This is a genomic window from Plantibacter flavus (assembly GCF_002024505.1).
GTDB lineage: Bacteria > Actinomycetota > Actinomycetes > Actinomycetales > Microbacteriaceae > Plantibacter > Plantibacter flavus_A.
In genome coordinates, this window is record NZ_CP019402.1 from 1,701,303 (window position 1) to 1,726,528 (window position 25,226).

The following is a 25,226-nucleotide window of genomic DNA, read 5'->3' on the forward strand; positions in this document are numbered from 1 at the left end:
ATGAACGAGTCTGGGAGCGCGTCCGACGATCACGGAACGGTCGGGGCCTGTGTCGGAGACCTCGCGGAGGGGGAGCTGCTCGAGCGCATCTTCCCTCGCCTGCCGCACGCCGACGCCGAACTCCTCGGGCCGGGCGACGATGCCGCGGTCGTCCTTGCGCCGGACGGTCGGTTCGTCGTCACGACGGACACGATGATCCACGGGCCGGACTTCCGGCTGGCGTGGTCGAGCGCCCACGACCTGGGGTGGAAGGCTGCGGCCAGCAACCTGGCGGACGTCGCGGCGATGGGGGCGCGTCCGACGGCACTCGTCGTCGCACTCGCCATGCCCAAGCAGCTGCCGGTCGCCGTGCTCGACGGGTTCGCAGACGGACTGCGCGACGCCTGTGCCGAGCTCGCGCCCGGCTGCGGTGTCGTCGGCGGCGATCTGGCCGTGTCCGACGTCTTCATGATCGCGGTGACGGCGTTCGGCGACCTGGAGGGTCGTGCCCCCGTCCGGCGTGACGGAGCGCGACCCGGCGACGTGGTCGCGGTCGCGGGGGAGTTGGGTTCGGCTGCGGCAGGTCTGCGACTCCTCTTCTCACGTGGGGTCGACACCGACGGTGTGCCTTCGGCCGAGGCAGCATCCGTCCTACGACGCGATCACCGGGTCGAGGTGGAGGCACAACTCGCGCCACGGCCACCGATCGCGGCCGGGGTCGTCGCCGCCGTCGCCGGTGCCACGGCGATGCTCGACCTGTCGGACGGGCTCGCGCTCGACGCCGGTCGCCTCGCGCGGGCGAGTGGGGTCGCGATCGACCTGCGGGCCGAGGAACTGGGTGCCGACGTGGCGCTCGCCCTCGCCGGTGGCGAGGACCACTCCCTCCTGGCGACGTTCCCGCCCGCTACGACGATCCCCGCCGGCTTCCGGACCATCGGCACGGCCCGGACCGGAGCCGGGGTCCTCGTCGACGGTGTGGCCTACGACGGTCGCGCCGGTTGGGACCCCTACCGCGACTGGGACGACGCGTCCGGTTGAGCGGTGTTCCCGGCCGCCGTGGCGCGAGGACCGTGCGGTGACGCGGTGACGCGCTGACTCAGACCGGCGTGATCCACCAGACGACGGTCTCGCCGTAGGTGCTCTTCCGCAGGACCTCGAGCGCCGCGGGAAGGGTCGGTTCGGGTGAGCGGGAGCTCCGCTCGACGAGCACGAGCCCGTCGACGGTGACCAGACCGACGAGCGCGGCGAGGTTTGCCGTGAGCTCCGCCTCGGGGAGGTCGTACGGGGGATCGATGAAGACGAGGTCGGACGGGACCGTCGCCCCGGACAGGTAGGTGCCGACCGACTTGGCGTGCACCGTGATGCGCGGTGCCGCTCCGCGAGGCGCCGCCGAGGTCACGATCCTCGCGTTGTCACGACACAGCTTCGCGGCCTCCGACCCCCGGTCGACGAGGGTGATCACGGCGGCACCCCGGCTGGCGCACTCGAGCCCCAGCGACCCCGAGCCTGCGTACAGGTCGAGCACCTCGGCGCCGGCGATCACGTCGCGGGCCTCCAACGCGGAGAAGAGGGCCTCGCGGACGCGATCGCTCGTCGGTCGTGTACCGCTGCCCGGAACCCGGATCGTGCGTGATCCGGCGAAACCCGAGATGATCCTGATGCCGGCCATGGTCCCATCCTCGCAGGCTGGGCGAAGCCGAGCGAACCGCGGTGTCCGAGGTCCCGAATAGAATCGACGGCATGACGGGGATCGAGCTGGGCACGAAGCTCGGTGGTGTCCTCGGCGGACGAACGGCGACGGCACTCCAGAAGGCGTTCGGCGTCGAGACCGTCGGCGACCTCCTCGAGCACTACCCGCGTCGCTACGCGAAGCGCGGCGAGTTGACGGTCATCGGCCAGCTGCCGCTCGGCGAGGACGTGACGATCGTCGCCGACGTCCTCGAGGTCCGCGACCGCCAGATGAAGCAACGCAAGGGCTCCATCCTCGAGGTCGTCATCTCCGACGGTCAGGGTCGACTCAACCTCACCTTCTTCAATCAGCCCTGGCGGGCGAACGAACTCCGGCCGGGCTTGCGCGGCATCTTCGCGGGCAAGGTCGGCGATTACCGCGGCAGCTATCAGCTCGCACACCCGCAGTATCAGCTCTTCCCCGACGACGCCGACGCACCGGCGCTCGCGGACGCCCAGGCGAAGGCGTGGTCGGAGGCGCCCATCCCGATCTACCCGGCGACGGGCACGATCACGAGCTGGAACCTCAAGCAGTCCGTGGAGCTGGTCCTCGACGCCCTGCCGCCGCAGGAGGACCCGGTCCCGAGGTCGGTCCGGGCGGCGAGGGGTGAACTCTCCTTCGACGCCGCCATCCGGGCCGTCCACCGCCCGACGGTCGACCGCGACTGGCAGCGTGGTCGCCGCAGCCTGCGGTATCAGGAGGCGTACCTCCTCCAGACGGCCCTGCTCCAGCAGCGAGCGGCCACCCGTGCCCTGGCGGCCGAACCCCGCGTGCCGAAGGCCGGCGGCTACCTCGAGCGCCTCGATGCCGCGCTCCCGTTCGAGCTGACCGGCGACCAGCAGACGGTCGGCGCGGAGATCGCGGCCGACCTCGCGCAGCCCAATCCGATGAACCGGCTCGTCCAGGGTGAGGTCGGCTCGGGCAAGACGCTCGTCGCCCTCCGAGCCATGGCGGCCGTCGCCGACAGCGGGGGACAGTCGGTGCTGCTGGCGCCCACCGAGGTCCTCGCGGCGCAGCACCTGCGGTCGATCGTCCGTTCGCTCGGCCCCGACCTCTCGGCCGAGCTCATGCCGACGCTGCTCACCGGCCAGCTGCCGACCTCCGATCGCAAACGGGCGCTGCTGCGGATCGTCGCAGGCCAGGCCCGGATCGTGATCGGGACGCACGCGCTGCTGGGCGACGCCGTGACCTTCGCCGATCTGGGGATGGTCGTCGTCGACGAACAGCACCGCTTCGGCGTGGAGCAGCGAGACCAGCTCCGTCAGAAGGGACGCACACCGCCGCACGTCCTCGTGCTGACCGCGACGCCGATCCCACGGACCGTGGCCATGACCGTCTTCGGCGACCTCGACGTCAGCATCATCAGGGAGCTGCCACGCGGGCGGCAGGGGATCGAGAGCTTCGTGGTCGCCCTGGCCGATCACCCGCGGTGGATCTCCCGCGTCTGGGAGCGCCTCGCCGAGGAACTCGCGCAGGGGCAGCAGGGGTTCGTGGTGTGCCCGGCGATCGACGCCAAGGAGGTCGAGCCCGGCGAGGCGCTCGAGGAGGACGTCGATCCGGCGCGGCCGATCGCGTCCGTGCTCACCACGGTGGAGCAGCTGCGTACCCACCCGCTGCTCGCGTCCCGACGCATCGACGTCCTCCACGGCCGGATGAGCGCGGAGGAGAAGGACCGCACGATGCGGGCCTTCGCCGCCGGTGAGATCGACGTGCTCGTGGCGACGACGGTCATCGAGGTGGGCGTCGACGTCCCCAACGCCTCGACGATGGTCGTGCTCGACGCGGAACGCTTCGGGGTGTCGCAGCTCCACCAGCTCCGCGGACGCGTCGGCCGAGGCGGCGTCCCCGGGCTGTGTCTGCTCGTCACCGCGGCGGAGGCGGAGAGCACCGCACGCGAGCGCGTCGACGCGGTGGCCGCGACGCTCGACGGCTTCGACCTCGCGCAGGTCGACCTCGAGCTGCGGCGCGAGGGTGACGTCCTCGGCAGCATGCAGTCGGGCGGGCGGTCCTCGCTCAAGCTGCTCCGGGTCGTGCACGACAGCGAGGTCATCATCGAGGCGCGGGCGGATGCCGCCGAGCTCCTCGAGACCGATCCCGACCTCGCCGACCACCCGGTGCTTGCCGAAGCGCTCCGTCGGCGCCTCGACGAATCAGACCGCGCCGCGCTCGCCAAGAACTGAGCACCGATAGGCTGGCGGCATGAAGCGGATCGCCGTCGTCCCCGGATCGTTCGACCCAGTCACTCTCGGTCACCTCGATGTCATCGAGCGGGCGGCGCGCATCTTCGACGAACTGCACGTGCTGGTCGTGCACAACCCCGACAAGTCCGCGCTGCTGCCGATGCCGCAGCGGGTGTCCTTGCTCGAGCGCTCCATCGCCGACGGCGGGCTGCCTGACAACATCGTCGTCGCGCAGTGGAACGTCGGCCTGCTCGTCGACTACTGCACGGACGTCGGCGCGAGCGTGCTCGTGAAGGGCATCCGCTCGCAGGTCGACGTCGCGTACGAGACGCCCATGGCCATCATGAACCGCAGTCTCGCCGGTGTGGAGACGGTCTTCCTCCTGCCCGATCCGGCGCACGCGCACGTGTCCAGTTCACTCGTCCGGCAGGTGGCCGCGCTCGGTGGCGATGTCAGCCCGTACGTCCCGCAGGTGGTGGCGACCTTCCTCCAGGAGGGCTAGGGCGTCCTCCCGGTCGGGTTCGGCGTAGAATCGTCGATCGTGACTAGGAAGAGAACGAACAATTCGCCGTTCAGCGTCAACGTGCGCGATCTGGTGAACCGTCCCGGGGAGATGCGCGAGCACGACCTCGAGGTGGTGCTCGCCGAGCGCTGGGGCGAGGGTCTGGTCGCCGTCCAGGAGGGCACGACGCTCTCCGAGCAGGTGCGTCTCGAGTCCGTGCACGAGGGGATCCTCGTGACCGTCGACGTCGACGCACTGGCGACCGGCGAGTGCGGACGCTGCCTCCGCGACATCGAACTGCCTGTCGAAGTCGAGATTCAGGAACTTTTCGCGTATCCTGATTCGGAAGCGTCTGACTTCGAGGTTCACGACGACCACGTGGATCTTGAACCTCTGGTCAGAGATGCGGTAGTTCTCGCATTACCGTTTCAGCCGGTGTGCCAGCCGGATTGCCCCGGACTCGACCCCGAGACCGGTGAGCGGCTGGCCGAACGTCCGGAACGACACCCTCACGACGTCGCAGATCCTCGCTGGTCTGCGCTCGCGGGCTTGTCCTCAGACTCCGTACTTGACACAGACGCCAGCAGCGCCCAGCGCGCCGCTGCAGACACAGAAGAGAGATAGATCATGGCTGGAAACCCCCCGAAGCGGAAGGTCTCGCGCTCGAACACCCGCTCGCGTCGCTCGCAGTGGAAGGCCGCCGTGCCGACGCTCGTGAAGACGGTGGAGAACGGCCGCGTCACGTACAGCCTGCCGCACCGCGCCAAGGTCGTCGAGGACTCGCAGGGCACCGCCCTGTACCTCGAGTACAAGGGCCGCAAGGTCGCAGACGTCTGATCCGCGCGTTGAACGTCCGCGTTCGAACAGCGTGAACACGAATCATTCCGACCACACCGGAATCGGCTCCGTATCGGAGACCGATCCCGGTGTGGTCGTTTTCGCACGGCAACTGGGTGTCGACGTCTCGTACGAGCTGCTCGACCTGGCGCTGACGCACCGCTCGTACGCGTACGAGCACGGTGGACTCCCGCACAACGAGCGCCTCGAGTTCCTCGGCGACTCGATCCTCGGGCAGGCCGTCACCGTCATGCTCTACCGCGACTTCCCGCACCTCGACGAAGGGCAGCTGGCGAAGCGACGTGCGAGCCTCGTCTCGACGATCGCGCTCGCCGAGGTCGCACGTTCGATCGGACTGGGCGAGCGGATCAAGCTCGGCAAGGGCGAGGACCAGACCGGTGGGCGCGACAAGGCGTCCATCCTGGCCGACACGATGGAGGCCGTCATCGGTGCGACGTACCTGTCGGCCGGCCCCGACGCGGCGACGGCACTCATCCTGCGACTGGTGAACCCCCTGCTCGAGAACCCTGAGCGCTTCGGCGCGGCGATGGACCCGAAGACGAGCCTCCAGGAGGCCGCTGCGGCCATCGGGGCGCCGGCGCCCGTCTACGAGATCGCCAGCTCCGGCCCCGACCACAACCGGCGGTTCGTCGCGACGGTGACCGTGGGAACCGCGGTCACGGCGACGGGCTCCGGTACGAGCAAGAAGCACGCCGAGATGGCGGCGGCCCTGGAAGCCTGGTCGAGGATCAGTGCCGGAACTCCCTGAGGTCGAGGTCGTCCGCGCCGGCTTGGAGCCCGCCGTCAGCGGCGCGACGATCGCCGGCGTCGAGGTCTTCGACGAGCGCTCCCTGCGCCGCCACGCGAGTGGTGTCGCCGACTTCACCGCACGGCTGACGGGGCGGACCATCCGATCGGCCGTCCGACGCGGGAAGTTCCTCTGGTTCCCCCTCGACGACGATGAGGCGATCGTCGGTCACCTGGGTATGAGCGGGCAGATGCTGCTCCGGTCGCCCGGTGACGACGCCGACCGCCTCCTGCGCATCCGCTTGCAGTTGGAGCATCCCGAGCACGGCGAGCTCTGGCTGCACTTCGTGGACCAGCGGATCTTCGGCTCCATGGCGGTGACCGCGCTCGTCCCGACGACGGACGGGGCTGCAGGTGGGTTCGGCGACGAGGTCGCGATGGTGCCCGACCAGGTCGCGCACATCGCCCGCGACCCGATGGACCCGGCCTTCGACGACGCCGGCTTCCTCCGACGACTGCGCGAGAAACGCACCGGTGTGAAGCGGGCGCTCCTCGATCAGACCCTGGTCAGCGGGATCGGCAACATCTACGCGGACGAGTCGCTCTGGGCGGCGCGCATCCACCCCGAGCAGGAGACCGCCCGTCTCGGGCTCGGTCGCGCCGGCCGGCTGCTCGATGAGGTGCGTGCCGTGCTCGCGAAGGCCCTGGCGGAGGGCGGGACGAGCTTCGACGCCCAGTATGTGAACGTCAACGGTCAGGCAGGGTACTTCGCGCACAGTCTGAACGCCTACGGCAGGCAGGGTAAGCCGTGTGCGCGCTGCGGCACGTTCATCGTCCGCGAGCAGTTCATGAACCGCGGCTCGCACCGCTGTCCGGTCTGCCAGCGCCGCACCTGACGATCAGTCGCTGCGGGGGAGTCGGCGCTGCCATTCTCCGGAGTAGCCGACGATGCGGAACCCGAGTCGGTCGTTGATCGCGAGCATGTGCGCGTTCTCGTCGGCGTTCCAGGTGTAGATCCGGGACCGCTCGGGTGCCTGATCGGCGAGTGCGATGAGGTTCGCCGCCTTCATCCAGAGTCCGAGGCCGTGTCCCCGGTGGTCGGCGAGCACGAGCGTGTCCCACTGCTCCGCGTGTTCCTTGCCCTCGCCGAGGACGAGCTCGCTGTACCCGGCGACCGCGCTGCTGTCGCGGTGGACAGCGGCGGCGACGATCGCGTGGTCGCCAGACGCCGCCAGCTGGTCCTCGCGCGCGCGGACCCGCTCGGGCGTCCAGACCTCGGGGTCGAGTTCCAGATCGGCGGCCGGGATGTCGGTCGCCATGTGTTCGCGGGCCGTCGCGAGCGAGCCGAGCAGCTCGTCGGGGGTGTGATCCACCCACTGCACGAGGCGGTACGCGTGTCCGGCACGGGCGGTCGACGTCTCGACGATGTCAGGCAGCTCCCCGAGCATCGAGGCGAGGTCGCAGCGGTTGGTCCGCTCGACCTGCGCGAGGGCGTATCCACGATCGAGCATGAACCGGCTGGCCGCGGCGTTCGCGGGGATCGCCCGTTCGCCGACGCTCGCACCGAGGAGTGGTTCGTCGGTCGGGATGTCGTCGACGGCGTGCTGGGTGAAGGCGGTCACCGTCGGGCGGCCGGCCGCGAGGGCCCGTCGCTCCAACTCCTGCAGGAGCGCCGTGCCGATCCCTCGACGCCGCTCCTCTGCGAGAACGCCGACGTTCAGGGAGGCCGTCACCGCGTCGGCCTCGGTGCCGTATCCGAGCCAGCCGCGACCGACCACACGCCCGTCGAGGACGGCGGCGAGCAGGACGCGTCGCTGGAACCGCTGGTCGCGGTACTCGGGAAGGGCCATCGCGGAGGTCAAGGCGAAGTCGTCGGTGGACCAGATCTCGGCTTCGAGCGTGTTCGCGACGTCCTGGACCGCGTCGAACACCGCTGAGCTCCCGGTCGCCGGGATCTCGACCTCGTCGATCGTGGCGCGCATCGTCGCCTCCCTCCCACACCAGACCGTCCTGGGTGATGCGGTCCATGCTACGACCGCCGCGGCGGGCCGGCACAGCGTGGTGTCCCTCGTCCGTCCGCGGATTCGCTACCGTAGTGCACAGCATCCGCGACGCGGGAGAGGAGGTGCGCGTGTACCTGAAGAGCCTGACGCTCAAAGGGTTCAAGTCCTTCGCGCACCCCACCACCTTCGCGTTCGAGCAGGGCGTCACCTGCGTCGTGGGTCCCAACGGCTCCGGCAAGTCGAACGTCGTCGACGCGCTCGCCTGGGTGATGGGCGAGCAGGGGGCGAAGACTCTCCGCGGCGGCAAGATGGAGGACGTCATCTTCGCGGGAACGTCGACCAGGGGACCGCTCGGTCGAGCCGAGGTCACGCTCACCATCGACAACAGCGACGGCGCGCTGCCCATCGAGTACACCGAGGTGACGATCAGTCGCACCCTGTTCCGCAACGGCGGGAGCGAGTACGCCATCAACGGCGACACGTGTCGGTTGCTGGACGTCCAGGAGCTCCTCAGCGACTCCGGTCTGGGCCGCGAGATGCACGTCATCGTCGGGCAGGGGCAGCTCGACGCGGTGCTGCGGGCGACGCCCGAGGAGCGCCGCGGCTTCATCGAGGAGGCGGCCGGCATCCTGAAGCACCGCCGACGCAAGGAGAAGACGCTCCGGAAGCTCGAGGCGATGCAGACCAACCTCACGCGGTTGAGCGACCTCGCCGGGGAGATCCGCCGGCAGCTGAAGCCACTCGGTCGTCAGGCGGAGATCGCCCGGGAGGCACAGACGATCGCCGCGGTCGTCCGCGATGCCCGCGCCCGGATCCTCGCAGACGACGTCGTGGGCCTCCGGCGCTCCCTCGACGAGCACAACCGCTCGGAGAGCGAGCGCCACAGTGAGCGCCTCGTCCTCCAGGAGCAGCTGGAGCAGGCGGAACTGCGGATCAACCGGATCGAGCAGGCACAACTCGGCGACGCGGTCGACGACGCCCGCCGGATCACCTTCGAGCTCGAGAGCGTGCAGGAGCGCCTCCGGAACCTGTACACGCTCGCCAACCAGCGGCTCGCGCTCCTCGGTTCGTCGACGGACACGACGGCCGCCGAACCCCGGATCACGAAGCAGATGGTCGCCGACGCGACCGCGGAGATCGACGGACTGCGGGTGGCGGTCGCCGACGCGGAGCGCGCGTTGCAGGAGGCGCAGGCGGACACCCGCGCGAAGCGCGCCGCACTCGACGCGGTGGACGTGGAGATCGCAGCGCAGAGCGCGCTCGTGTCACGACACGACCTGGAGCTCTCCAAGCTCGCGGGCGCCGTCGACGCCGCCGGGTCCAAACTCGCCGCGGTCCGTGGCGAGGCGTTGCGCCAGCAGAACGCGATCGACGCCGCCGCCCTCCGTCTGGACGCCGCGCGGCTGGAGTACGAGGCGCTCGAGGAGGACCCGACCGTGGCGGACGCCGCCGACTCCGGGCTCGACGACGCCTACGAGGCGGCCCAACGCGGCGCGGCGGAGGCCGAAGGGGAGATCGAGGGCCTGCGCGAGCAGCTCCACACCCTCGAACGTGAACGCGATTCGCTCGGCGCCAAGACCAGTGCACTCTCGCGCGCCCTCGACCTCAAGACCGGTTCGGCCGAACTCGCTGCGAGCGGGATCGAGGGGATCGAGGGGATCGTCGCGGACCGGGTGCAGGTCCGACCCGGCCACGAGTCGGCTGTGGCCGCAGCGCTCGGCACGCTCGCGGAGGCCGCCGTCGCCGTCGACCGGCACGCTGCACGGCGGGCGCTCGATCACGCGGCCGACCAGGATCTCGGCCGGGTCGAGATCGTCATCGCCGACGGTGCGCGAGACGTCCCGGACGCGCCCGCCGGGTTCACCTCGGCTGCCGAGCTGGTGGAGGCCCCTCCTGGCGTGCTGGGGATCCTCGCCTCGGTCCTCGTCGTCGATTCGCTCGACGACGCGATCGCGGCGTACGACCGACTCGGCTCGTCACTTGGCGCGTTCACCCTCGTGACCCGTGACGGCTCGGTCGTCACGGACAGCATCGTCCGCGGGGGGAGCGGTGGAGCGCAGAGCCGCATCGAACTGCTGGCCGAACGCGATGCGGCAGCCGATCGACACGGCGAGGTCGAGTCGCTCATCGAACGGGCGCGTTTCGCCCTGGCCGAGCAGCGCACGATCCTGCAGGAGGCGAAGCAGACCGCGCAGGCAGCGCTCAGCGCCCTCCGCGAGTTCGACACCAACCGTGCGTCACAGGCCGAGCGCGTGAACCGGGTCACGGTCCGGTACGAATCCGCACAGGCCGAACACGACCGCCTCCTCGCAGCTGCCGGGACGGCGGAGGCGGCCGTCGCCGACGCCGCTGCCGCCGTGGAGCGGGCCAAGCTGGACCACGACACCGCTCGCGCGCGTCCACGACCGCTCCTCGACGTGTCGGCACGCGACGGGCTCTTCGCCGAACTGGACGCGGCGCGCGAGGCCGAAGTGCAGCACCGCCTCCTCCTCGAGACCGCGCGCGAACGCGTGCGGGCGGAGGAGCTCGCGGTCGCGAACCTCGAGCGGCAGCGGCAGGCCGACCAGGCCGCGGCTGAGGAAGCGGCTCGGCGAGCGGTCATCCGTGCGCGCCAGGCCGCGGCCGCCACCGCTGTGACGGAGGCGCTCCCGCCCGTCCTCGACTCGGTCGACCGGTCGGTCACCGAGGCCCGCGTCGCGCTCGCGGCAGCCGAGGCGACGCGGGCCAGCCGGAACGCCGAGCTCGTACGACTGCGCGGCGAGGAGCACACGCTCCGGCAGCGGCTGCAGGTCGTCACCGAGAGCGTCCATGGTCTCGAACTCCAGATCTACGAGAAGAAGCTCCACCTGTCCGGTCTGCTCGAGCGCGCCGGGTCGGAGCTGGGACTCGTCGAGGACGTGCTCGTCGCCGAGTACGGGCCCGAGGTTCCGGTGCCCGTCGACCCTCCGACACCCCGCGCGACCGCCCGCTCGGCTGTGCGAACGGCCGACGAGACCGGTCCGGAGGTCTCGCCCGAGACGACGATGCCCGACTCGGACGAGGCGCCCGAGGCACGTGCCGACGGACCCGCGACGCCGGAAGCCGAGCCGGAGGAGGAACCCACCGAGGAGTCGGACGACGTGCCGACGACGCCCTACGTCCGCGCCGAGCAGCAGAAGCGTCTCGCATCAGCGGAGCGCACCTACGCCCAACTCGGACGGGTCAACCCGCTCGCGCTCGAGGAGTTCGCGGCACTCGAACAGCGCCACCGCTTCCTCACCGAACAGCTCGCCGACCTCACCAGCACCCGCGCCGACCTGCTGTCGATCATCGAGGACATCGACGGGAAGATGGAGGTCATCTTCGCCTCGGCGTTCGCCGACACCGAAGCCGCCTTCACCGAGGTGTTCCCGATCCTGTTCCCGGGCGGCACGGGCAGCATCTCGCTCACCGACCCCGAGCACATGCTCACCACGGGCATCGAGGTGTCGGTCAAGCCCGCCGGCAAGAAGATCGAGCGCCTGTCGCTGCTGTCGGGCGGGGAGCGCTCGCTCGCCGCGGTCGCCCTCCTCATCGCCATCTTCAAAGCCCGACCGAGCCCGTTCTACATCATGGACGAGGTGGAGGCGGCCCTCGACGACGCGAACCTCGGGCGGCTCCTCACCATCTTCGAGGACCTCCGTCAGACGAGCCAGCTCATCGTCATCACGCACCAGAAGCGCACCATGGAGATCGCCGACGCCCTCTACGGCGTCTCGATGCGCCAGGACGGGGTGTCGGCCGTCGTCGGTCAGCGCGTGGCAGCAGAACGCGCGAGCTGATCCGGTCTCGTCCCCACGCGACGGCACCGCCTCGCCGACGGCTACGCTGAGACCATGGCTGCACGCACACCCTGGTCACTCTCCGGTGCCCTCAAAGGCATGTTCCAACGTCCGACGATCGACGAGACCACCTGGGAGGACCTCGAGGACGCGCTCATCGGCGCCGACTTCGGTCCCGACGTCACCGAGTCGATCGTCACAGGCCTGCACGCCTCCGTCGACCGCTACCGCACCACCGACCCGCGCGACCTCCAGCGCATGCTGCGCGAGGAGGTCGAGGAGCGGCTGTCGAAGTTCGACACGACGCTGAAGCTCAGCGAGCGTCCGGCGGTCGTCCTCGTCGTCGGCGTCAACGGGGTCGGCAAGACGACCACCATCGGCAAGTTCGCGAAGTTCCTCCGCAACTACGACCGCACCGTCGTCGTGGGGGCCGCTGACACCTTCCGTGCCGCTGCCGTGGAGCAGCTGGCGACGTGGGCGGAGCGCGCGGGCGCACAAATCGTCCGCCCCCAACAGCAGGGACAGGACCCGGCCTCCGTCGCCTTCCAGACCATCGAGTACGCCAAGCGGACCGGCACCGAGATCGTCATCATCGACACCGCCGGTCGGTTGCAGACGAAGGGCGGGCTCATGGACGAGCTGTCCAAGATCCGTCGCGTCGTCGAGAAGCAGGCGCCCATCGCCGAGGTCCTCCTCGTCCTCGACGCGACGACCGGTCAGAACGGTCTGTCGCAGGCGCAGGCGTTCATCGAGCACGCCGGGGTGACCGGGCTCGTCCTGACGAAGCTCGACGGCTCCGCGAAGGGCGGGTTCGTCCTCGCCGTGCAGGAGAAGACCGGCATCCCGATCAAGCTCGTCGGCCAGGGTGAGGGCATCGGCGACCTCACCGGCTTCACACCGCACGTCTTCGCACAGAACCTGGTGGGCAGCTGATGGCGATCGAACACGACTACTTCGGTGTCATCGCGACCGAGCCTGGTGGTGGCGTCTACTGGTCCGACAACATCGACGTCGGGGAGCAGTCCGTCTCCATCTCGTTGAGCGCCCCCGACGAGGACGACATCCCGGCCGATGCGCTCGACCTGGCGGCGGCGATGATCCTCGCCCTCGAGGGTTTCGACCTGCGCTCGCGTGAGGCGATGCTGAGCGAGGTCGACGACCGCACCTCCGAGGTGACGGAGTACATCATCCAGGCCGTCGAGGAGCTGGGGGAGTCCCTGCCGGACGTCCTGGTCGACGAGTCCGGAGACCGCGACGTCGACGTCATCCGGTCGATGACGCTGTTGAGCGTCGGGTTCGCGCCGCACCAGCACAACGGCGACGAAGCGTTCGCGGTCTTCGAGTACTCGCTCGACGCGGACCAGCTCGACGGCGTGCTCATGGTCGCCTACAGCTCCGATGGCGAGGTCACCGGGGTCACGAGCGAGGACTGAGCCCGGCATGTCGAGGCGTCGGCCTCAGACCGCCTGGGCGAAGCCGAGTGAGGCGTCTGCGAGGTGCTGCAGTCCCTCGGGGACCTCGCGGCCCTTCGCCGTCATCGACTGCGCCCAGAGGCGTCCGGCGCGGTAGGACGATCTGACGAGCGGTCCCGCGAGCACACCGAGGAACCCGATCTCCTCGGCCTCCTCCTTGATCTCAAGGAACTCCTGCGGCTTGACCCAGCGGTCCACGGGGAGGTGCCGAGGCGTCGGTCGGAGGTACTGGGTGACGGTGATGATGTCCGTGCCGGCCTCGTGCAGATCCTCGAGCGCCTGACTGATCTCGCTCCGGTCCTCGCCCATCCCGAGGATGAGGTTGGACTTCGTGATGAGGCCGGCCGCACGTGCCTGGGTCAGGACGTCGAGGGAGCGCTCGTAGCGGAAGGCGGGCCTGATCCGCTTGAAGATGCGTGGGACCGTCTCGACGTTGTGTGCGAACACCTCCGGTCGGGAGGCGAACACCTCGCCGAGGAGGTCGGGGTCGCCGGAGAAGTCGGTCGCGAGGATCTCGACCCCCGTCCCCGGGTTCGTCTCGTGGATGCGCCGGACGGTCTCGGCGTGCAGCCACGCCCCCTCGTCGGTGAGGTCGTCGCGTGCCACACCGGTGACGGTCGCGTAGCGCAGCCGCATCCGCTGTACCGAGTCGGCCACACGCCGTGGCTCGTCGCGGTCGTACTCGGCCGGCTTGCCGGTGTCGATCTGGCAGAAGTCGCAGCGCCTCGTGCACTGCGATCCGCCGATGAGGAAGGTCGCCTCGCGATCCTCCCAGCATTCGAAGATGTTCGGGCAGCCGGCTTCCTGGCACACCGTGTGCAGACCCTCCTCCTGCACGAGCGCCTGGAGCTGTCGGTACTCGGGTCCCATCGTCGCGCGGGTCTTGATCCAGTCGGGCTTCCGCTCGATGGGGGTCTGCGCGTTCCGGACCTCGAGCCGCAGGAGCTTCCGTCCGCCGGTGTCCGCCGCGGGCGTGGGTGCCGGTGCGCCGCAGCCGCTCACGCGGCCGCTCCGATCGTGGTCGCGGACGCGGCCGTCCAGCCGGGCCGGAGTGCTTCGAAGATCTCGGAGACGCGCTCGGCGACGTCGCTCGGCGTGATCCGCCGACCGAGCTCGGTGCTGATGGTGGTGACGCCGGCATCGGCGATGCCGCACGCGACGATGTGGCCGAAGGGCTCGAGGGAGTTGTCGCAGTTGAGCGCGAAGCCGTGGAGCGTGACCCCGGCCTGCACCCGGACACCGACGGCGCCGATCTTCGCGGCCGGTCCGCCGGCGACGGGGTCGACCCAGACACCCGACCGTCCGTCGATGCGGCGGCCGGTGACGCCGAGCTCCGTGATCGTCTGCAGCATGACCTCCTCGAGCAGGCGGACGTGCGCGACGACGTCGACCGGCTCAGGGAGGCGGACGATCGGGTAGCCGGTGAGCTGTCCGGGCCCGTGCCAGGTGATGCGGCCGCCGCGGTCGACCTCGACGACCGGTGTGCCGTCGTCGGGGCGCTCGTGCGGGCGGGTCAGCTTGCCCGCCGTGTACACGGGCTCGTGTTCGCACAGGATGAGGTGCTCCGGCCCGTCATCGTTGACGACCGTCTCATGGACCCGACGCTGCAGCGCCCAACCCTCGCGGTACGGGACGAACGTGGGCGCGAGCCCGGCGATGAGGAGCTGTGTCATGGCCGCCACAATAGCATTGTTGGACGCCGTCCAAATACTCATCTTCCGACCGTGGCGGCGATCGACCGGGTCGCCCCGCGGTCTGCCCTAAACTGGAGGGATCATGGCAACGTTCGGCACACTCTCTGACCGCCTCGCGGATACGTTCAAGAACCTCCGCACCAAGGGCAAGCTCTCCGCGGCCGATGTCGACGGCACCGTCCGCGAGATCCGTCGCGCCCTCCTCGACGCGGACGTCGCACTCGACGTCGTCAAGGACTTCACGGGTCGCGTGCGCGAACGCGCCCTCGGCGACGAGGTGAGCAAGGCCCTCAACCCGGCGCAGCAGGTCGTCCAGATCGTCAACGACGAGCTCGTCACGATCCTCGGCGGGCAGCAGCGGCGTCTCGAGTTCGCGAAGAAGCCGCCGACCGTCATCATGCTCGCCGGACTCCAGGGTGCCGGAAAGACGACGCTCGCGGGCAAGCTCGCCAAGTGGCTCAAGAAGGACGGCCACACGCCGCTCCTCGTCGCGTCCGACCTCCAGCGCCCCAACGCCGTCAACCAGCTCCAGGTCGTCGGCGAGCAGGCGGGCGTCCCCGTCTACGCTCCCGAGCCGGGCAACGGGGTCGGCGATCCGGTCAAGGTCGCCCGCGACGGCGTCCGGTTCGCCGAGCAGAAGCTCTACGACACCGTCATCGTCGACACCGCCGGACGACTCGGCGTCGACGCCGAGCTCATGAAGCAGGCGTCGAACATCCGCAAGGCGGTCGATCCCGACGAGGTCCTCTTCGTCATCGACGCGATGATCGGTCAGGACGCGGTCGCGACGGCCAAGGCCTTCCTCGACGGCGTCGACTTCACCGGCGTGGTGCTCTCCAAGCTCGACGGCGACGCCCGCGGTGGTGCGGCACTCTCCATCGCCTCGGTCACCGGACGCCCCATCATGTTCGCGTCGACCGGTGAGGGTCTCGACGACTTCGAGCCGTTCCACCCCGACCGCATGGCGAGCCGGATCCTCGACCTCGGTGACATCCTCACCCTCATCGAGCAGGCGCAGCAGAACTTCGACGAGGAGGAGGCGCGCAAGGTCGCGGAGAAGTTCGCGACCGACTCCTTCACGCTCGACGACTTCCTCAAGCAGATGCAGCAGCTGCGCGGCATGGGTTCCATCAAGAAGATGATGGGCATGCTCCCCGGCATGGGGCAGATGAAGGAGCAGCTCCAGAACTTCGACGAGCGCGAGATCGTCCGGACCGAGGCCATCATCCAGTCGATGACCAAGGCCGAGCGCACGAACCCGAAGATCCTCAACGGGTCCCGTCGCCTGCGCATCGCCAAGGGTTCCGGCATGACCGTCACCGAGGTCAACGCCCTCGTCAACCGTTTCGAGCAGGCGGCCAAGATGATGAAGACCGTCGCCAAGGGTGGCGTGCCGAACATCCCCGGGATGGGTCCGGTCCCCGGTGCGCGGACGAACCGACCGAAGCCGCAGGCCAAGAAGAAGGGTTCCCGTTCGGGCAACCCGGCCAAGCGCGCGGCGGAGAACGCCGGCGCCGTCGAGACGCAGGCTGCCGCCACGGGCGCTGGCTTCGGCCTCGGCGGCGGTTCGTCGTCGGGATCGGCCGCCCCGACCGAGGCGGAGCTCGCCGAGCTGCAGAAGTTCCTGGGTCGCTGAGTCGAGCGGAGGCGGTATGCGCGCGCTGAGGGCACCGGCCTCGGTCGTCGCAGTCGTCCTGGCCGCGGGACTACTCGCCGGGTGCTCCGCGCCGTCGCCGGGCGAACGCTTCCTGGGCACCTGGGGTGAGGGCACCGGCGCCGCCGATCCGCACCTGGTGTTCACCGACGACGGACGCGTGAGCGGTTCGGACGGCTGCAACAGCCTCTCCGGCTCCTGGCGCGCCAAGGACGACGCGGTCGTCGTCTCCGACGTCGCGAGCACCCTGATGGCGTGCCCCGGCGTCGACACCTGGCTGCGGGGGATCGCACAGGCGACGCTCTCGGACGACGGCGGGCGCTTGACCGTGACCGACGACGCCGGCACGCGGATCGGGACGCTCGACCGCGCGGAGTGACGCCGCCTCGTCAGGCGGAGGGCTGGACCCCGTGTCGCAGCTCCTTCGCGAGCGAGCTCACGACCGCCTGCAGGCTGCCGCCGTTCGCGTGGGCGACGGCGAGCTGCCGCTGGTAGCTCGCGCCGTGCTCGATGATCGTGGCGATGCTCGCCAGCTCGTCGGCGCAGCCGAGCCGACGGGCGACCGGCGCGAGGGTGTCGAGCAGGTCGTGCAGGTCGTCGGTCACGAGGCGCTCGTGGCCCGAGGAGTCGAGGATGATTTCGGCGTCCAGGCCGTAGCGGGCCGCGCGCCACTTGTTCTCGCGGACGTACCACGGCTGCAGGGTCTGCAGGCGCTCTCCGGCGTCGAGGCGATCGGACAGGTGCTCGGTGAGGCAGTGGATGAGCGAGGCGAGGGCGCCGAACTCCGCGACGGTCGACGCCCCGTCGCACGCACGCATCTCCACCGTGCCCCACTGCGGCGACGGTCGCACGTCCCAGCGGACCTCGGTGTGGTCCTCGATGATGCCGGTCGCCGTCATGTCGTCGACGTAGGCCTCGAACTGCTCCCAGTCGGAGAGCTGGTAGGGGAGGCCCGCCGTCGGGAGCTGCTGGAACATGAGCGCGCGGTTCGACGCGTACCCGGTGTCGACCCCGCCCCAGTACGGGCTGGACGCCGACAGCGCCTGGAGGTGGGGCAGATAGGTCAGCAGCCCGTTCATGATCGGGAGGACCTTGTCGACCGTCTCGACGCCGACGTGCGCGTGCACACCCCAGATCATCATGTTGCGACCCCACCACTGGGTGCGGTCGATGAGCTTGTGATACCGGGGCTTGTCGGTGACCTGCTGGTCGTACCACTGGCCGAACGGGTGCGAACCGCTGCAGATGAGCTCGACGCCCATCGGATCCGTGATCGCCCGCACCTCGGCCAGCTGGCCCTCGAGGTCCGCGATCGCCTCGGGGACCGTGTGGTGGACACCCGAGACGAGTTCGACGGTGTTGAGGAGCAGCTCGTTGGTGATCTGCGGATGATCGGAACCGTCGCTCGGGCGGAGTTCCGACAGGACGGTGTCCGCTGCGCCGACGAGATCGCCGGTGTCGCGGTCGACGAGGGCGACCTCCCATTCGAGGCCGACGGTCGAACGCTCGGATCTGGCGAACTCGATGGGCATTGGCGTCGACCTCCCGCAGGGCGCGGCCGGATGCCGCGCGCCAGCCCATCTTCACACGGGGTGGAGGGGTCATCCGGTATCGGTGTCGTCGGATTACCCAGATCGCCCGATGTCTGGCAGAATAGAGAGTTGAGTCTGCGCGGAGTTCGACCCTCTATCCGACGCCCGCAGCAACCACAGTTTTCGCGTCGAGCGTGTGGCCCCACCTTTCGGCAGCGAGCACATCAAACATCACATCATTCAGGAGAATCGTGGCTGTCAAAATCCGTCTCAAGCGTCTCGGCAAGATCCGTGCGCCGTACTACCGCATCGTCGTCGCAGACTCGCGCACGAAGCGCGACGGTCGTGTCATCGAGGAGATCGGCAAGTACCACCCCACCGAGGAGCCCTCGTTCATCGAGGTCGACTCCGAGCGTGCGCAGTACTGGCTCAGCGTCGGCGCCCAGCCGACCGAGCAGGTCGCAGCACTCCTCAAGCTCACCGGTGACTGGGGCAAGTTCAAGGGCGACAAGGACGCCGTGAGCACCGTCCGCGTCAAGGAGCCGAAGGCCGCCTTCGTCGCCGACGAGAAGAAGAAGCCCGTCCTCAAGCCGAAGGCCGAGGCCCCCGCGGCCAAGGCTGCTCCGGCCGAGGCCGAGGCGCCCGCTGCCGACGCCGCTGAAGCAGAGCAGGCGTAGTCTTGCTCGCTCCCGCGCTCGAACATCTCGTCAAGGGGATCGTCGATCACCCGGATGACGTTCGCGTCACGGCACAGAACTCCGCCCGTGGCGAGGTCCTCGAGGTTCGTGTGAACCCCGAGGACCTCGGCAGGGTCATCGGTCGTGCCGGCCGGACGGCCAAAGCCCTGCGCACCCTCGTGGCAGCGCTGGCAGACGGTCGGCGGGTCCGAGTCGACGTGGTCGACACGGACGCCTCCGGCGCCAGCGCGTAGGTGGCGGACGAGACGGAGCCGAAGACCCAGTTGCGGGTCGGTCGGCTCACGAAAGCCCATGGCCTGAAGGGCGCCCTGAAGGTCGAGCTCTACACGGATGAGCCGGAGCACCGGTTCACCCCGGGCGCGACGTTCACGCTCCAGGTCCCTGCGGGATCGAAGTGGCGCGGCAAGACGCTCGAGCTCATCGAACTGCGCTGGTACAACAGCCAGCCGGTCGCCTTCTTCGTCGGCATCTCCGATCGCAGTGAGGCGGAGACCCTCGTGAAGGCGATCCTCTGGGTCGAGCAGGACCCCACCGAGCTGCCGGTCGACGACGACGCGTGGTACGACCACCAGCTCGTCGGGTTGGCCGTGCACCGAGACGGCGTCGCCGTCGGTACCGTCGCCCGCGTCGACCACTTCCCGGCTCAGGACCTCCTGATCGTGAAGACCGGCGACGGCGAGGTCATGGTCCCGTTCGTGAAGGCGATCGTCCCCACGGTCGACATCGCTGCCGGGATCGTCACGGTCACGCCGCCCACCGGTTTGTTCGAGGAACTCCCGGAGGCCGACGACGCCCCCGAGACGACGACGGCCGGTCCGGTCGAATCCGAGGCCTCCGACGAGGCTCAGGACGACACCGGAGCGTCGCAGCCGGAGCAGTAGATCGCGTTCCGAGTCGGTTCTCCCGGCTCGGAACACCCACGACGGAGGCGTCGGTTGCGTGCAACCGGCGCCTCCGTCGTCGTCTCCGGCAGATCACGCCGGCACTGGCTCGCTCTGACGATCACCGTCCGCGACCCGCTTGAGGACCGCGGCGATCCGGCCGGTGCACCCACCGCAGCCGGTACCGGCGCGGGTCGCCTTGCCAATGCAGGCGACCGTGGTACTGCCCGATTGCGCGGCATCCATGATCCTGCCGACCGTCACGCCGTTGCACGTACAGACGGTCGTCGAGGGGGCGAACGCATCAGCGGAGACACCACCGATCGCGTCCGGCCCGTCGAGCCGGAGGAGGACCGAGCGATCCGCCGGCAGTTCGCCGCCCCCGTCGTACAGGAGCGTCAGCTCGGCCGCAGTGCGCGGCATACCGACGCAGACGAAGGCGGTCAGGACCCCGGCACGGGTGATCATCTTGACGTAGCGGCCGTGGTCGGGGTCCGCCCACACCGAGACGCTGCGCGGAGCGGCCGGATGCACGCTGCACCCGTCAGCGGTCGTCTGCTCGACGTCCCAGGGCTCGGCCTGGACATCGCCGACCGCGACGACGTCGACCCGCTCGGCCTTGAGTGCGACGGTGCTCGCCCGCTCGACCGGTGGTGGACCCAGCTCGAGCGGTGATCCGCCGGCCGCGGCCTCGATGAGGAATCGAGCGGCGAGCCACTCGGCCTGCCGCCATCCTGGGCCGATGAGCCCCGACGGGCCGCCGGGGACGGTGCGTTCGTGGCGCAGGTCCGGTGTCGGCGCCAGCACGTGCGCGCAGTCGCCGATGGCGAAGATCCGTTCGTCCGACCAGCTGCTGAGGTCTTCACCGACGAGCACGCCGGAGCCGACACGGACCCCGGCGAGGATCGCCAGATCGGAGCGTGCGCTCACCCCGCACGACAGGACGAGCAGATCGCCGGTGATCCGTTTCCCGTCAGCGGTGATCAGCGCGTCGAAGTGCTTCCCGCCCGCGGGGTCGTCCCGATGACCGACCGCCTCGGCGCGGCTGTGTGCGATGACCTCCACTCCCGCTGCCCGGAGCGCCGCGGCGAGCACGGAGCCGCCGCCGCGGTCGAGGTTCCGCGGCATCGGGGTGGGGCCGTGGTGGACGACGACCACGTCGGCGCCGGCGCGCGCGGCGGAGAGCGCGAGCTCCAGTCCCAGGACGCCGGCACCCAGGACGACGATCCGGCCGCCCGATCGGACGACCTCGGCGACGGCGTCGGCGTCCGCGAGGTCACGCAGGGTGCAGACGCCGCGGGGGAGGTCGTGGTCGGACAGCAGCAACGACCGTCCGTACTTCTCGAGCGCCGGGATGTCCCGCTTCCGTCGGTCGACGCCGTCGAGTGTCGGAACGTTCGCGCGCGCACCCGTCGCCAGGACGATGCGGTCGTAGGGGAGCGTCTCCCCGGTGTCGAGTTCGACGGTCCGCGTCTCGCGATCGATCTGCATCGCGGTCGTGCCGCGCAGGACACGGATACCGTCCCGGGCGAGGTCCTCGGCACTGACGAGCGTCAGGTCGGCGAGTCCGGTCGAGCCGACCGCGTGATCGGCGACCAGCACCCGGTTGTACGCGTCGACCGGCTCCTGCCCGACCACGGTCACCTGGAGCGAGCCGTCCCGCACGCCGGGGGCGACCTCCTCGGCGAATCGCGCACCGACCGGGCCGAATCCGACCACGACGATGCGGAGGGGTCGACCTGGTCGCGGACTCATCGGAGGGCTCCGGGCGCTGTGGCTTCCGGCAGTGGTGCGCCAGCGGCCGGGCGCAGCCGCACCACCGCGCGCTTGAAGTCCGGCATCCCGGAGATCGGATCGACCGCGTCCTGTGTCAGGAGGTTCGCCGACGCGTCGCCCGGGTAGTGGAACGGCAGGAAGACGGTGTCGTGACGGATGTCGCCGTCGACACGGGCTCGGACCGTCAGCGCGCCCCGACGGTTCGACACCTCGACCAGTCCGCCCTCGACGATGCCGAGTCGTGCCGCCGTCGCGGGGTGGACCTGGACGAAGACCTCGGGGCGAGCGTCGTCGAGCTCGGGGACGCGGCGGGTCTGGGTGCCCGACTGGTAGTGCTCGAGGAGGCGTCCGGTCGTCAGGGTGAGTTCCTCCCCGGTTCCCGGTGACTCCGAGACCTTCGCGGGGCGGACCGGGACGATGCGGGCGAGACCGTCGTCGTGTGCGAACCGTTCCGTGAACAGCCGGGGCGTGCCGCCGCTGCCGGCGGGGAACGGCCAGTACGCGGCGAGCCCGGTGTCGAGGAGGGCGTGGCTCAGTCCCGAGTAGTCGGCGAGGCCTCCGGCGGATGCGGCCGCCAACTCGTCGAACACGATCGACGGGTCCAGGTCGAATCGGCCCGCAGCATCGAGACGACGGGCGAGTTCGTGCATGATCCAGAGCTCGCTGCGGACGCCGACCGGAGCATCGAGCGCCCGCCGACGGCGGATCACGCGCCCCTCCAGCGAGGTCATGGTGCCCTCCTCCTCCGCCCACTGCGTCGTCGGGAGGACGACGTCCGCGAGCGCGGCGGTCTCCGACAGGAAGAAGTCGCAGACGACGAGCAGCTCGAGGCGGCCGAGTCCGTCCCGGATCGTCTGCACGTTCGGAGCGGATACGACGACGTTCGAGCCGTGGACCAGGAGGGCGTCCACACCGTCTGGTTCACCGAGGCGGTTGAGGAGGGCGACGGCCGGCAGCCCGGGACCCGGGATCGACTCGACCGGTACACCCCATACCTCGGCGACGTGACGGCGGGCTTCCGGATCGGTGATCTTGCGGTACCCGGGCAGTTGGTCGCACTTCTGACCGTGTTCGCGGCCGCCCTGGCCGTTGCCCTGGCCGGTGAGCGTGCCGTAGCCCGATCCCGGCCGACCCGGTAGTCCGAGCACGAGTGCGAGGTTGATGGCGGCGGTGGCCGTGTCGGTGCCATCGACATGCTGCTCGACGCCGCGACCGGTGAGGATGTAGGTGCCATCCGAGGCTGCGAGCCGACGAGCCACGTGTCGGAGGACCGCCGCCGGCACACCGGTCACGGATTGGACGCGTTCCGGCCACCACGCGCTCACGCTGCGGCGCAGGCCGTCCAGCCCGGTCGTGCGCTCGGCCAGGTAGGCCTCGTCGGCGAGCCCTTCGGCGAGGACGATGTGCGTGAGCCCCAGGAGCAGGACCAGATCCGTCCCGGGCGCGGGCTGCACGTGGAGTCCACGACCGGTCTCGGTGAGTCGCGCGGTGGCCGAGCGGCGCGGATCGACCACGATGAGGCCACCGGCGGCCTGAGCACCGACGAGATGACCGATGAACGGGGGCATCGTCTCCGCGACGTTGGATCCGAGGAGGAGGACGGTCGACGCACCGTCGAGGTCCTCCAGTGGGAACGGCAGCCCCCGGTCGATCCCGAACGCACGGTTGCCCGCTGCCGCGGCGGACGACATGCAGAACCGACCGTTGTAGTCGATCCGGCTCGTCCCGATCGCGATCCTGGCGAACTTGCCCAGCTGGTAGGCCTTCTCGTTCGTGAGGCCACCGCCTCCGAAGACCCCGATGGCATCCGCCCCGCGCTCGTCGCGGATGCGGAGGATGGTCGATGCGACGAGGTCGAGGGCCGCATCCCAGCTCGTCTCGACCAGCTCACCGGTGGCGTCGCGCACCAAAGGGGTCGTGAGGCGATCGCCCCGCGCGAGAAGCTCGGCCGACGTCCACCCCTTCTTGCAGAGGCCGCCCCGGTTGGTCGGGAAGTCCCGCCCGGCGACGTCGACCGGGAGCCTCGGAGCGACCCCGTCCACCGCCGCCGTTCGGGTGAGGGACATCGCGCACTGCAACGCGCAGTACGGGCAGTGGGTGTCGGTCACCGGGGCGGTGGGACGAGGCATGCGTGGTCCTTCGATCAGGAACGGGTGGAGCGACGACTCAGAGTCGCTGGCCGGCGAGTGACGCGTTCTTGCGGAAGTAGACGAGGAAGGTGACCGCGAACAGGACGACGTACGCGCCGATGAAACCGATGAACGCGGCCGAGTAGCTGCCGGTCGCGCCGTGCGAGAGCCCCAGGATCTGCGGGATCACGAAGCCGCCGTAGGCACCGATCGCAGAGATGAGCCCGAGCGCGGCGGCGGCCTTGCGCTGCGTCCCGACGTCGCCGCTGCGGTGGTGGGCGTCGCGCAGGCCGGATCGCGCCGCGAAGACGCTCGGGATCATGCGGTACGTCGAGCCGTTCCCGACACCGGCGGCGACGAACAGGAGCAGGAAGCAGCCGAGGAACAGCCAGAAGTTCGCCAGCGGCAGGGTCCACAGCACGGCGAGCGCCCCCAGGGCCATGACGGCGAACGCGCTCATCGTGACGACGGCGCCGCCGAAGCGGTCGGCGAGACGCCCACCGAAGGGTCGTGCCAGCGAGCCGATCAGGGCTCCGAGGAACGCGAGCGAGATCGACGCGGAACCGACGGCGAAGGAGGAGAAGTCGGGGAACTGGTCCGCGATGAGTTTGGGGAACACACTCGCGAAGCCGATGAACGAGCCGAAGGTGCCGATGTACAGGAGCGCGAGGAGCCAGAGGTGCGGTTCCCGGAGCGCGGCGGCGGATCCGCGGAGGTCCGCCTTCGCTGACGACAGGTTGTCCATGTAGCGGTAGGCGCCGAACATCGCGAGGAGGATGAAGGGGACCCAGATCCATCCGGCGAGGCTCAGGTTGAGGGTGGCGGCGGCTCCGACGGTGACCGCGATGGGGACGACGAACTGCGCGACCGCTGCACCGAGGTTGCCGCCCGCCGCGTTCAGCCCGAGCGCCCAGCCCTTCTCCCGCTGCGGGTAGAAGTAGGTGATGTTCGACATGGAGCTGGCGAAGTTGCCACCGCCGAAGCCGGCGAGCCCGGCGACGACGAGCATGACGCCGAACGGGGTGTCAGGATTGCCCACACACAGCGCGAGCGCGATGGACGGGATGAGGAGCAGCCCCGCCGAGATGATCGTCCAGTTCCGCCCGCCGAAGCGCGGGACCATGAACGAGTACGGGAACCTGAGGGTCGCACCGACGAGGCTCGGCATCGAGATGAGCCAGAAGGTCTCGGCCGTGGAGAACGAGAACCCGGCCGTCGGGAGCATGACGACGACGATGCTCCAGAGCTGCCAGACCACGAAGCCGAGGAACTCCGCGAAGATCGACCACCGGAGGTTCCGCCCGGCGATGCCGCGGCCCTCCCGGTCCCAGAACGCGCTGTCCTCGGGGTTCCACCCGTCGATCCAACGACCGGGGCGGTGGGTCAGGGCGACCGAAGTGACGGTCGGGGTCGCCGTGGTCGGTGGGGCGTCGGCTGCTTCGAGGTTCGTGGTCATGGCTGCTCCGAGCGTTCGGTGAAGCGGGACGGGACGTGTGCTGTCTCCGAAGCTACCGACGCCGTGTTTCGGGGCCCCACCCGCGAGGTAACACCTGGATCACCGCCTGCTCACAGGCACTGATCACCCCGGTGAGGCGGATGACGGCGCGCTGTCC

Annotated in this window: 23 protein-coding genes; 15 read left to right on the forward strand and 8 right to left on the reverse strand. The window is 70.0% G+C overall.

From position 1 onward, the window contains the following. Positions 1 to 1,017, forward strand: a complete 1,017-nt coding sequence (gene thiL / locus BWO91_RS08030) for a thiamine-phosphate kinase (RefSeq protein WP_079002233.1) — start codon at positions 1 to 3, stop codon at positions 1,015 to 1,017. Positions 1,018 to 1,075: 58 nt separating this feature from the next. Here the strand turns inward: thiL and BWO91_RS08035 are convergent, their stop codons facing one another. Next, positions 1,076 to 1,648: an RsmD family RNA methyltransferase gene (locus BWO91_RS08035; protein ID WP_079002234.1), complete on the reverse strand. Its 573-nt coding sequence runs from the start codon at positions 1,646 to 1,648 to the stop codon at positions 1,076 to 1,078. A gap of 71 nt (positions 1,649 to 1,719) precedes the next feature. Between BWO91_RS08035 and BWO91_RS08040 the strand changes: the two genes are divergently transcribed. The 6 genes from BWO91_RS08040 (at position 1,720) to mutM (ending at position 6,870) form a co-directional block, all read left to right on the forward strand. Next, positions 1,720 to 3,888 carry an ATP-dependent DNA helicase RecG gene (locus BWO91_RS08040; protein ID WP_079002235.1) on the forward strand — a complete coding sequence of 723 codons (2,169 nt, stop codon included), beginning with the start codon at positions 1,720 to 1,722 and terminating at the stop codon, positions 3,886 to 3,888. A gap of 19 nt (positions 3,889 to 3,907) precedes the next feature. Beyond that, complete coding sequence (gene coaD / locus BWO91_RS08045) at positions 3,908 to 4,390, forward strand: pantetheine-phosphate adenylyltransferase (RefSeq protein WP_064296302.1); 483 nt, start codon at positions 3,908 to 3,910, stop codon at positions 4,388 to 4,390. Positions 4,391 to 4,501: 111 nt separating this feature from the next. After that, on the forward strand, positions 4,502 to 5,014 hold the full coding sequence (locus BWO91_RS08050) for a YceD family protein (RefSeq protein ID WP_071261222.1): 513 nt from the start codon (positions 4,502 to 4,504) through the stop codon (positions 5,012 to 5,014). Positions 5,015 to 5,017: 3 nt separating this feature from the next. Continuing rightward, positions 5,018 to 5,227, forward strand: coding sequence for a 50S ribosomal protein L32 (gene rpmF, locus BWO91_RS08055; protein WP_056006932.1), 210 nt, complete (start codon positions 5,018 to 5,020; stop codon positions 5,225 to 5,227). 91 nt (positions 5,228 to 5,318) lie between these two features. After that, positions 5,319 to 5,996, forward strand: coding sequence for a ribonuclease III (gene rnc / locus BWO91_RS08060; RefSeq protein WP_240555735.1), 678 nt, complete (start codon positions 5,319 to 5,321; stop codon positions 5,994 to 5,996). Further along, complete coding sequence (mutM, locus tag BWO91_RS08065; protein WP_064296303.1) at positions 5,980 to 6,870, forward strand: bifunctional DNA-formamidopyrimidine glycosylase/DNA-(apurinic or apyrimidinic site) lyase; 891 nt, start codon at positions 5,980 to 5,982, stop codon at positions 6,868 to 6,870. The genes rnc and mutM overlap by 17 nt, the downstream gene beginning before the upstream one ends. Positions 6,871 to 6,873: 3 nt before the next feature. Here the strand turns inward: mutM and BWO91_RS08070 are convergent, their stop codons facing one another. Continuing rightward, on the reverse strand, positions 6,874 to 7,956 hold the full coding sequence (locus BWO91_RS08070) for a GNAT family N-acetyltransferase (protein WP_079002236.1): 1,083 nt from the start codon (positions 7,954 to 7,956) through the stop codon (positions 6,874 to 6,876). Between the two features lie 149 nt (positions 7,957 to 8,105). Between BWO91_RS08070 and BWO91_RS08075 the strand changes: the two genes are divergently transcribed. From BWO91_RS08075 to BWO91_RS08085, 3 genes are read left to right on the forward strand one after another with little or no spacing between them, the layout of a single operon-like run. Then, complete coding sequence (locus tag BWO91_RS08075; RefSeq protein ID WP_079003885.1) at positions 8,106 to 11,777, forward strand: chromosome segregation SMC family protein; 3,672 nt, start codon at positions 8,106 to 8,108, stop codon at positions 11,775 to 11,777. Positions 11,778 to 11,831: 54 nt separating this feature from the next. Beyond that, positions 11,832 to 12,710: a signal recognition particle-docking protein FtsY gene (gene ftsY / locus BWO91_RS08080; protein ID WP_079002237.1), complete on the forward strand. Its 879-nt coding sequence runs from the start codon at positions 11,832 to 11,834 to the stop codon at positions 12,708 to 12,710. After that, positions 12,710 to 13,210 (forward strand): DUF2004 domain-containing protein, encoded by a 501-nt coding sequence (locus BWO91_RS08085; protein WP_064296305.1) that lies wholly within the window; start codon positions 12,710 to 12,712, stop codon positions 13,208 to 13,210. Before ftsY ends, BWO91_RS08085 begins: the two co-directional genes overlap by 1 nt. 24 nt (positions 13,211 to 13,234) lie before the next feature. On the opposite strand, the gene lipA is transcribed toward BWO91_RS08085, so the two are convergent. After that, positions 13,235 to 14,251 carry a lipoyl synthase gene (gene lipA / locus BWO91_RS08090; RefSeq protein WP_079002238.1) on the reverse strand — a complete coding sequence of 339 codons (1,017 nt, stop codon included), beginning with the start codon at positions 14,249 to 14,251 and terminating at the stop codon, positions 13,235 to 13,237. After that, positions 14,248 to 14,922 carry a lipoyl(octanoyl) transferase LipB gene (gene lipB / locus BWO91_RS08095; protein ID WP_079002240.1) on the reverse strand — a complete coding sequence of 225 codons (675 nt, stop codon included), beginning with the start codon at positions 14,920 to 14,922 and terminating at the stop codon, positions 14,248 to 14,250. Before lipB ends, lipA begins: the two co-directional genes overlap by 4 nt. A 103-nt stretch (positions 14,923 to 15,025) precedes the next feature. On the opposite strand from lipB, the gene ffh reads away from it, so the two are divergent. Together ffh and BWO91_RS08105 are read left to right on the forward strand one after the other, a co-directional pair. Continuing rightward, positions 15,026 to 16,579: a signal recognition particle protein gene (gene ffh, locus BWO91_RS08100; protein ID WP_079002242.1), complete on the forward strand. Its 1,554-nt coding sequence runs from the start codon at positions 15,026 to 15,028 to the stop codon at positions 16,577 to 16,579. Between the two features lie 16 nt (positions 16,580 to 16,595). Beyond that, positions 16,596 to 16,976: an META domain-containing protein gene (locus BWO91_RS08105; RefSeq protein WP_079002244.1), complete on the forward strand. Its 381-nt coding sequence runs from the start codon at positions 16,596 to 16,598 to the stop codon at positions 16,974 to 16,976. 10 nt (positions 16,977 to 16,986) lie between these two features. Here the strand turns inward: BWO91_RS08105 and BWO91_RS08110 are convergent, their stop codons facing one another. Next, on the reverse strand, positions 16,987 to 18,129 hold the full coding sequence (locus BWO91_RS08110) for a glutamate--cysteine ligase (RefSeq protein ID WP_079002246.1): 1,143 nt from the start codon (positions 18,127 to 18,129) through the stop codon (positions 16,987 to 16,989). Between the two features lie 251 nt (positions 18,130 to 18,380). On the opposite strand from BWO91_RS08110, the gene rpsP reads away from it, so the two are divergent. The 3 genes from rpsP to rimM are packed head-to-tail and all read left to right on the forward strand — an operon-like array spanning position 18,381 to position 19,708. Then, a complete protein-coding gene (gene rpsP, locus BWO91_RS08115; RefSeq protein ID WP_064296311.1) occupies positions 18,381 to 18,806 on the forward strand; it encodes a 30S ribosomal protein S16 in 426 nt (141 codons plus the stop codon). Between the two features lie 2 nt (positions 18,807 to 18,808). Beyond that, positions 18,809 to 19,060, forward strand: a complete 252-nt coding sequence (locus BWO91_RS08120) for an RNA-binding protein (RefSeq protein WP_064296312.1) — start codon at positions 18,809 to 18,811, stop codon at positions 19,058 to 19,060. Then, complete coding sequence (rimM, locus tag BWO91_RS08125) at positions 19,061 to 19,708, forward strand: ribosome maturation factor RimM (RefSeq protein WP_240043911.1); 648 nt, start codon at positions 19,061 to 19,063, stop codon at positions 19,706 to 19,708. Positions 19,709 to 19,801: 93 nt separating this feature from the next. On the opposite strand, the gene BWO91_RS08130 is transcribed toward rimM, so the two are convergent. The 3 genes from BWO91_RS08130 to BWO91_RS08140 are packed head-to-tail and all read right to left on the reverse strand — an operon-like array spanning position 19,802 to position 25,069. Continuing rightward, entirely contained in the window at positions 19,802 to 21,463 is a 1,662-nt protein-coding gene (locus tag BWO91_RS08130) for an FAD-dependent oxidoreductase (RefSeq protein WP_079002248.1), read from the reverse strand. Beyond that, positions 21,460 to 23,613 carry a molybdopterin oxidoreductase family protein gene (locus BWO91_RS08135; RefSeq protein ID WP_079002250.1) on the reverse strand — a complete coding sequence of 718 codons (2,154 nt, stop codon included), beginning with the start codon at positions 23,611 to 23,613 and terminating at the stop codon, positions 21,460 to 21,462. Before BWO91_RS08135 ends, BWO91_RS08130 begins: the two co-directional genes overlap by 4 nt. Positions 23,614 to 23,650: 37 nt before the next feature. Next, positions 23,651 to 25,069 (reverse strand): MFS transporter, encoded by a 1,419-nt coding sequence (locus BWO91_RS08140; RefSeq protein ID WP_079002251.1) that lies wholly within the window; start codon positions 25,067 to 25,069, stop codon positions 23,651 to 23,653. Positions 25,070 to 25,226: the final 157 nt, after the last annotated feature.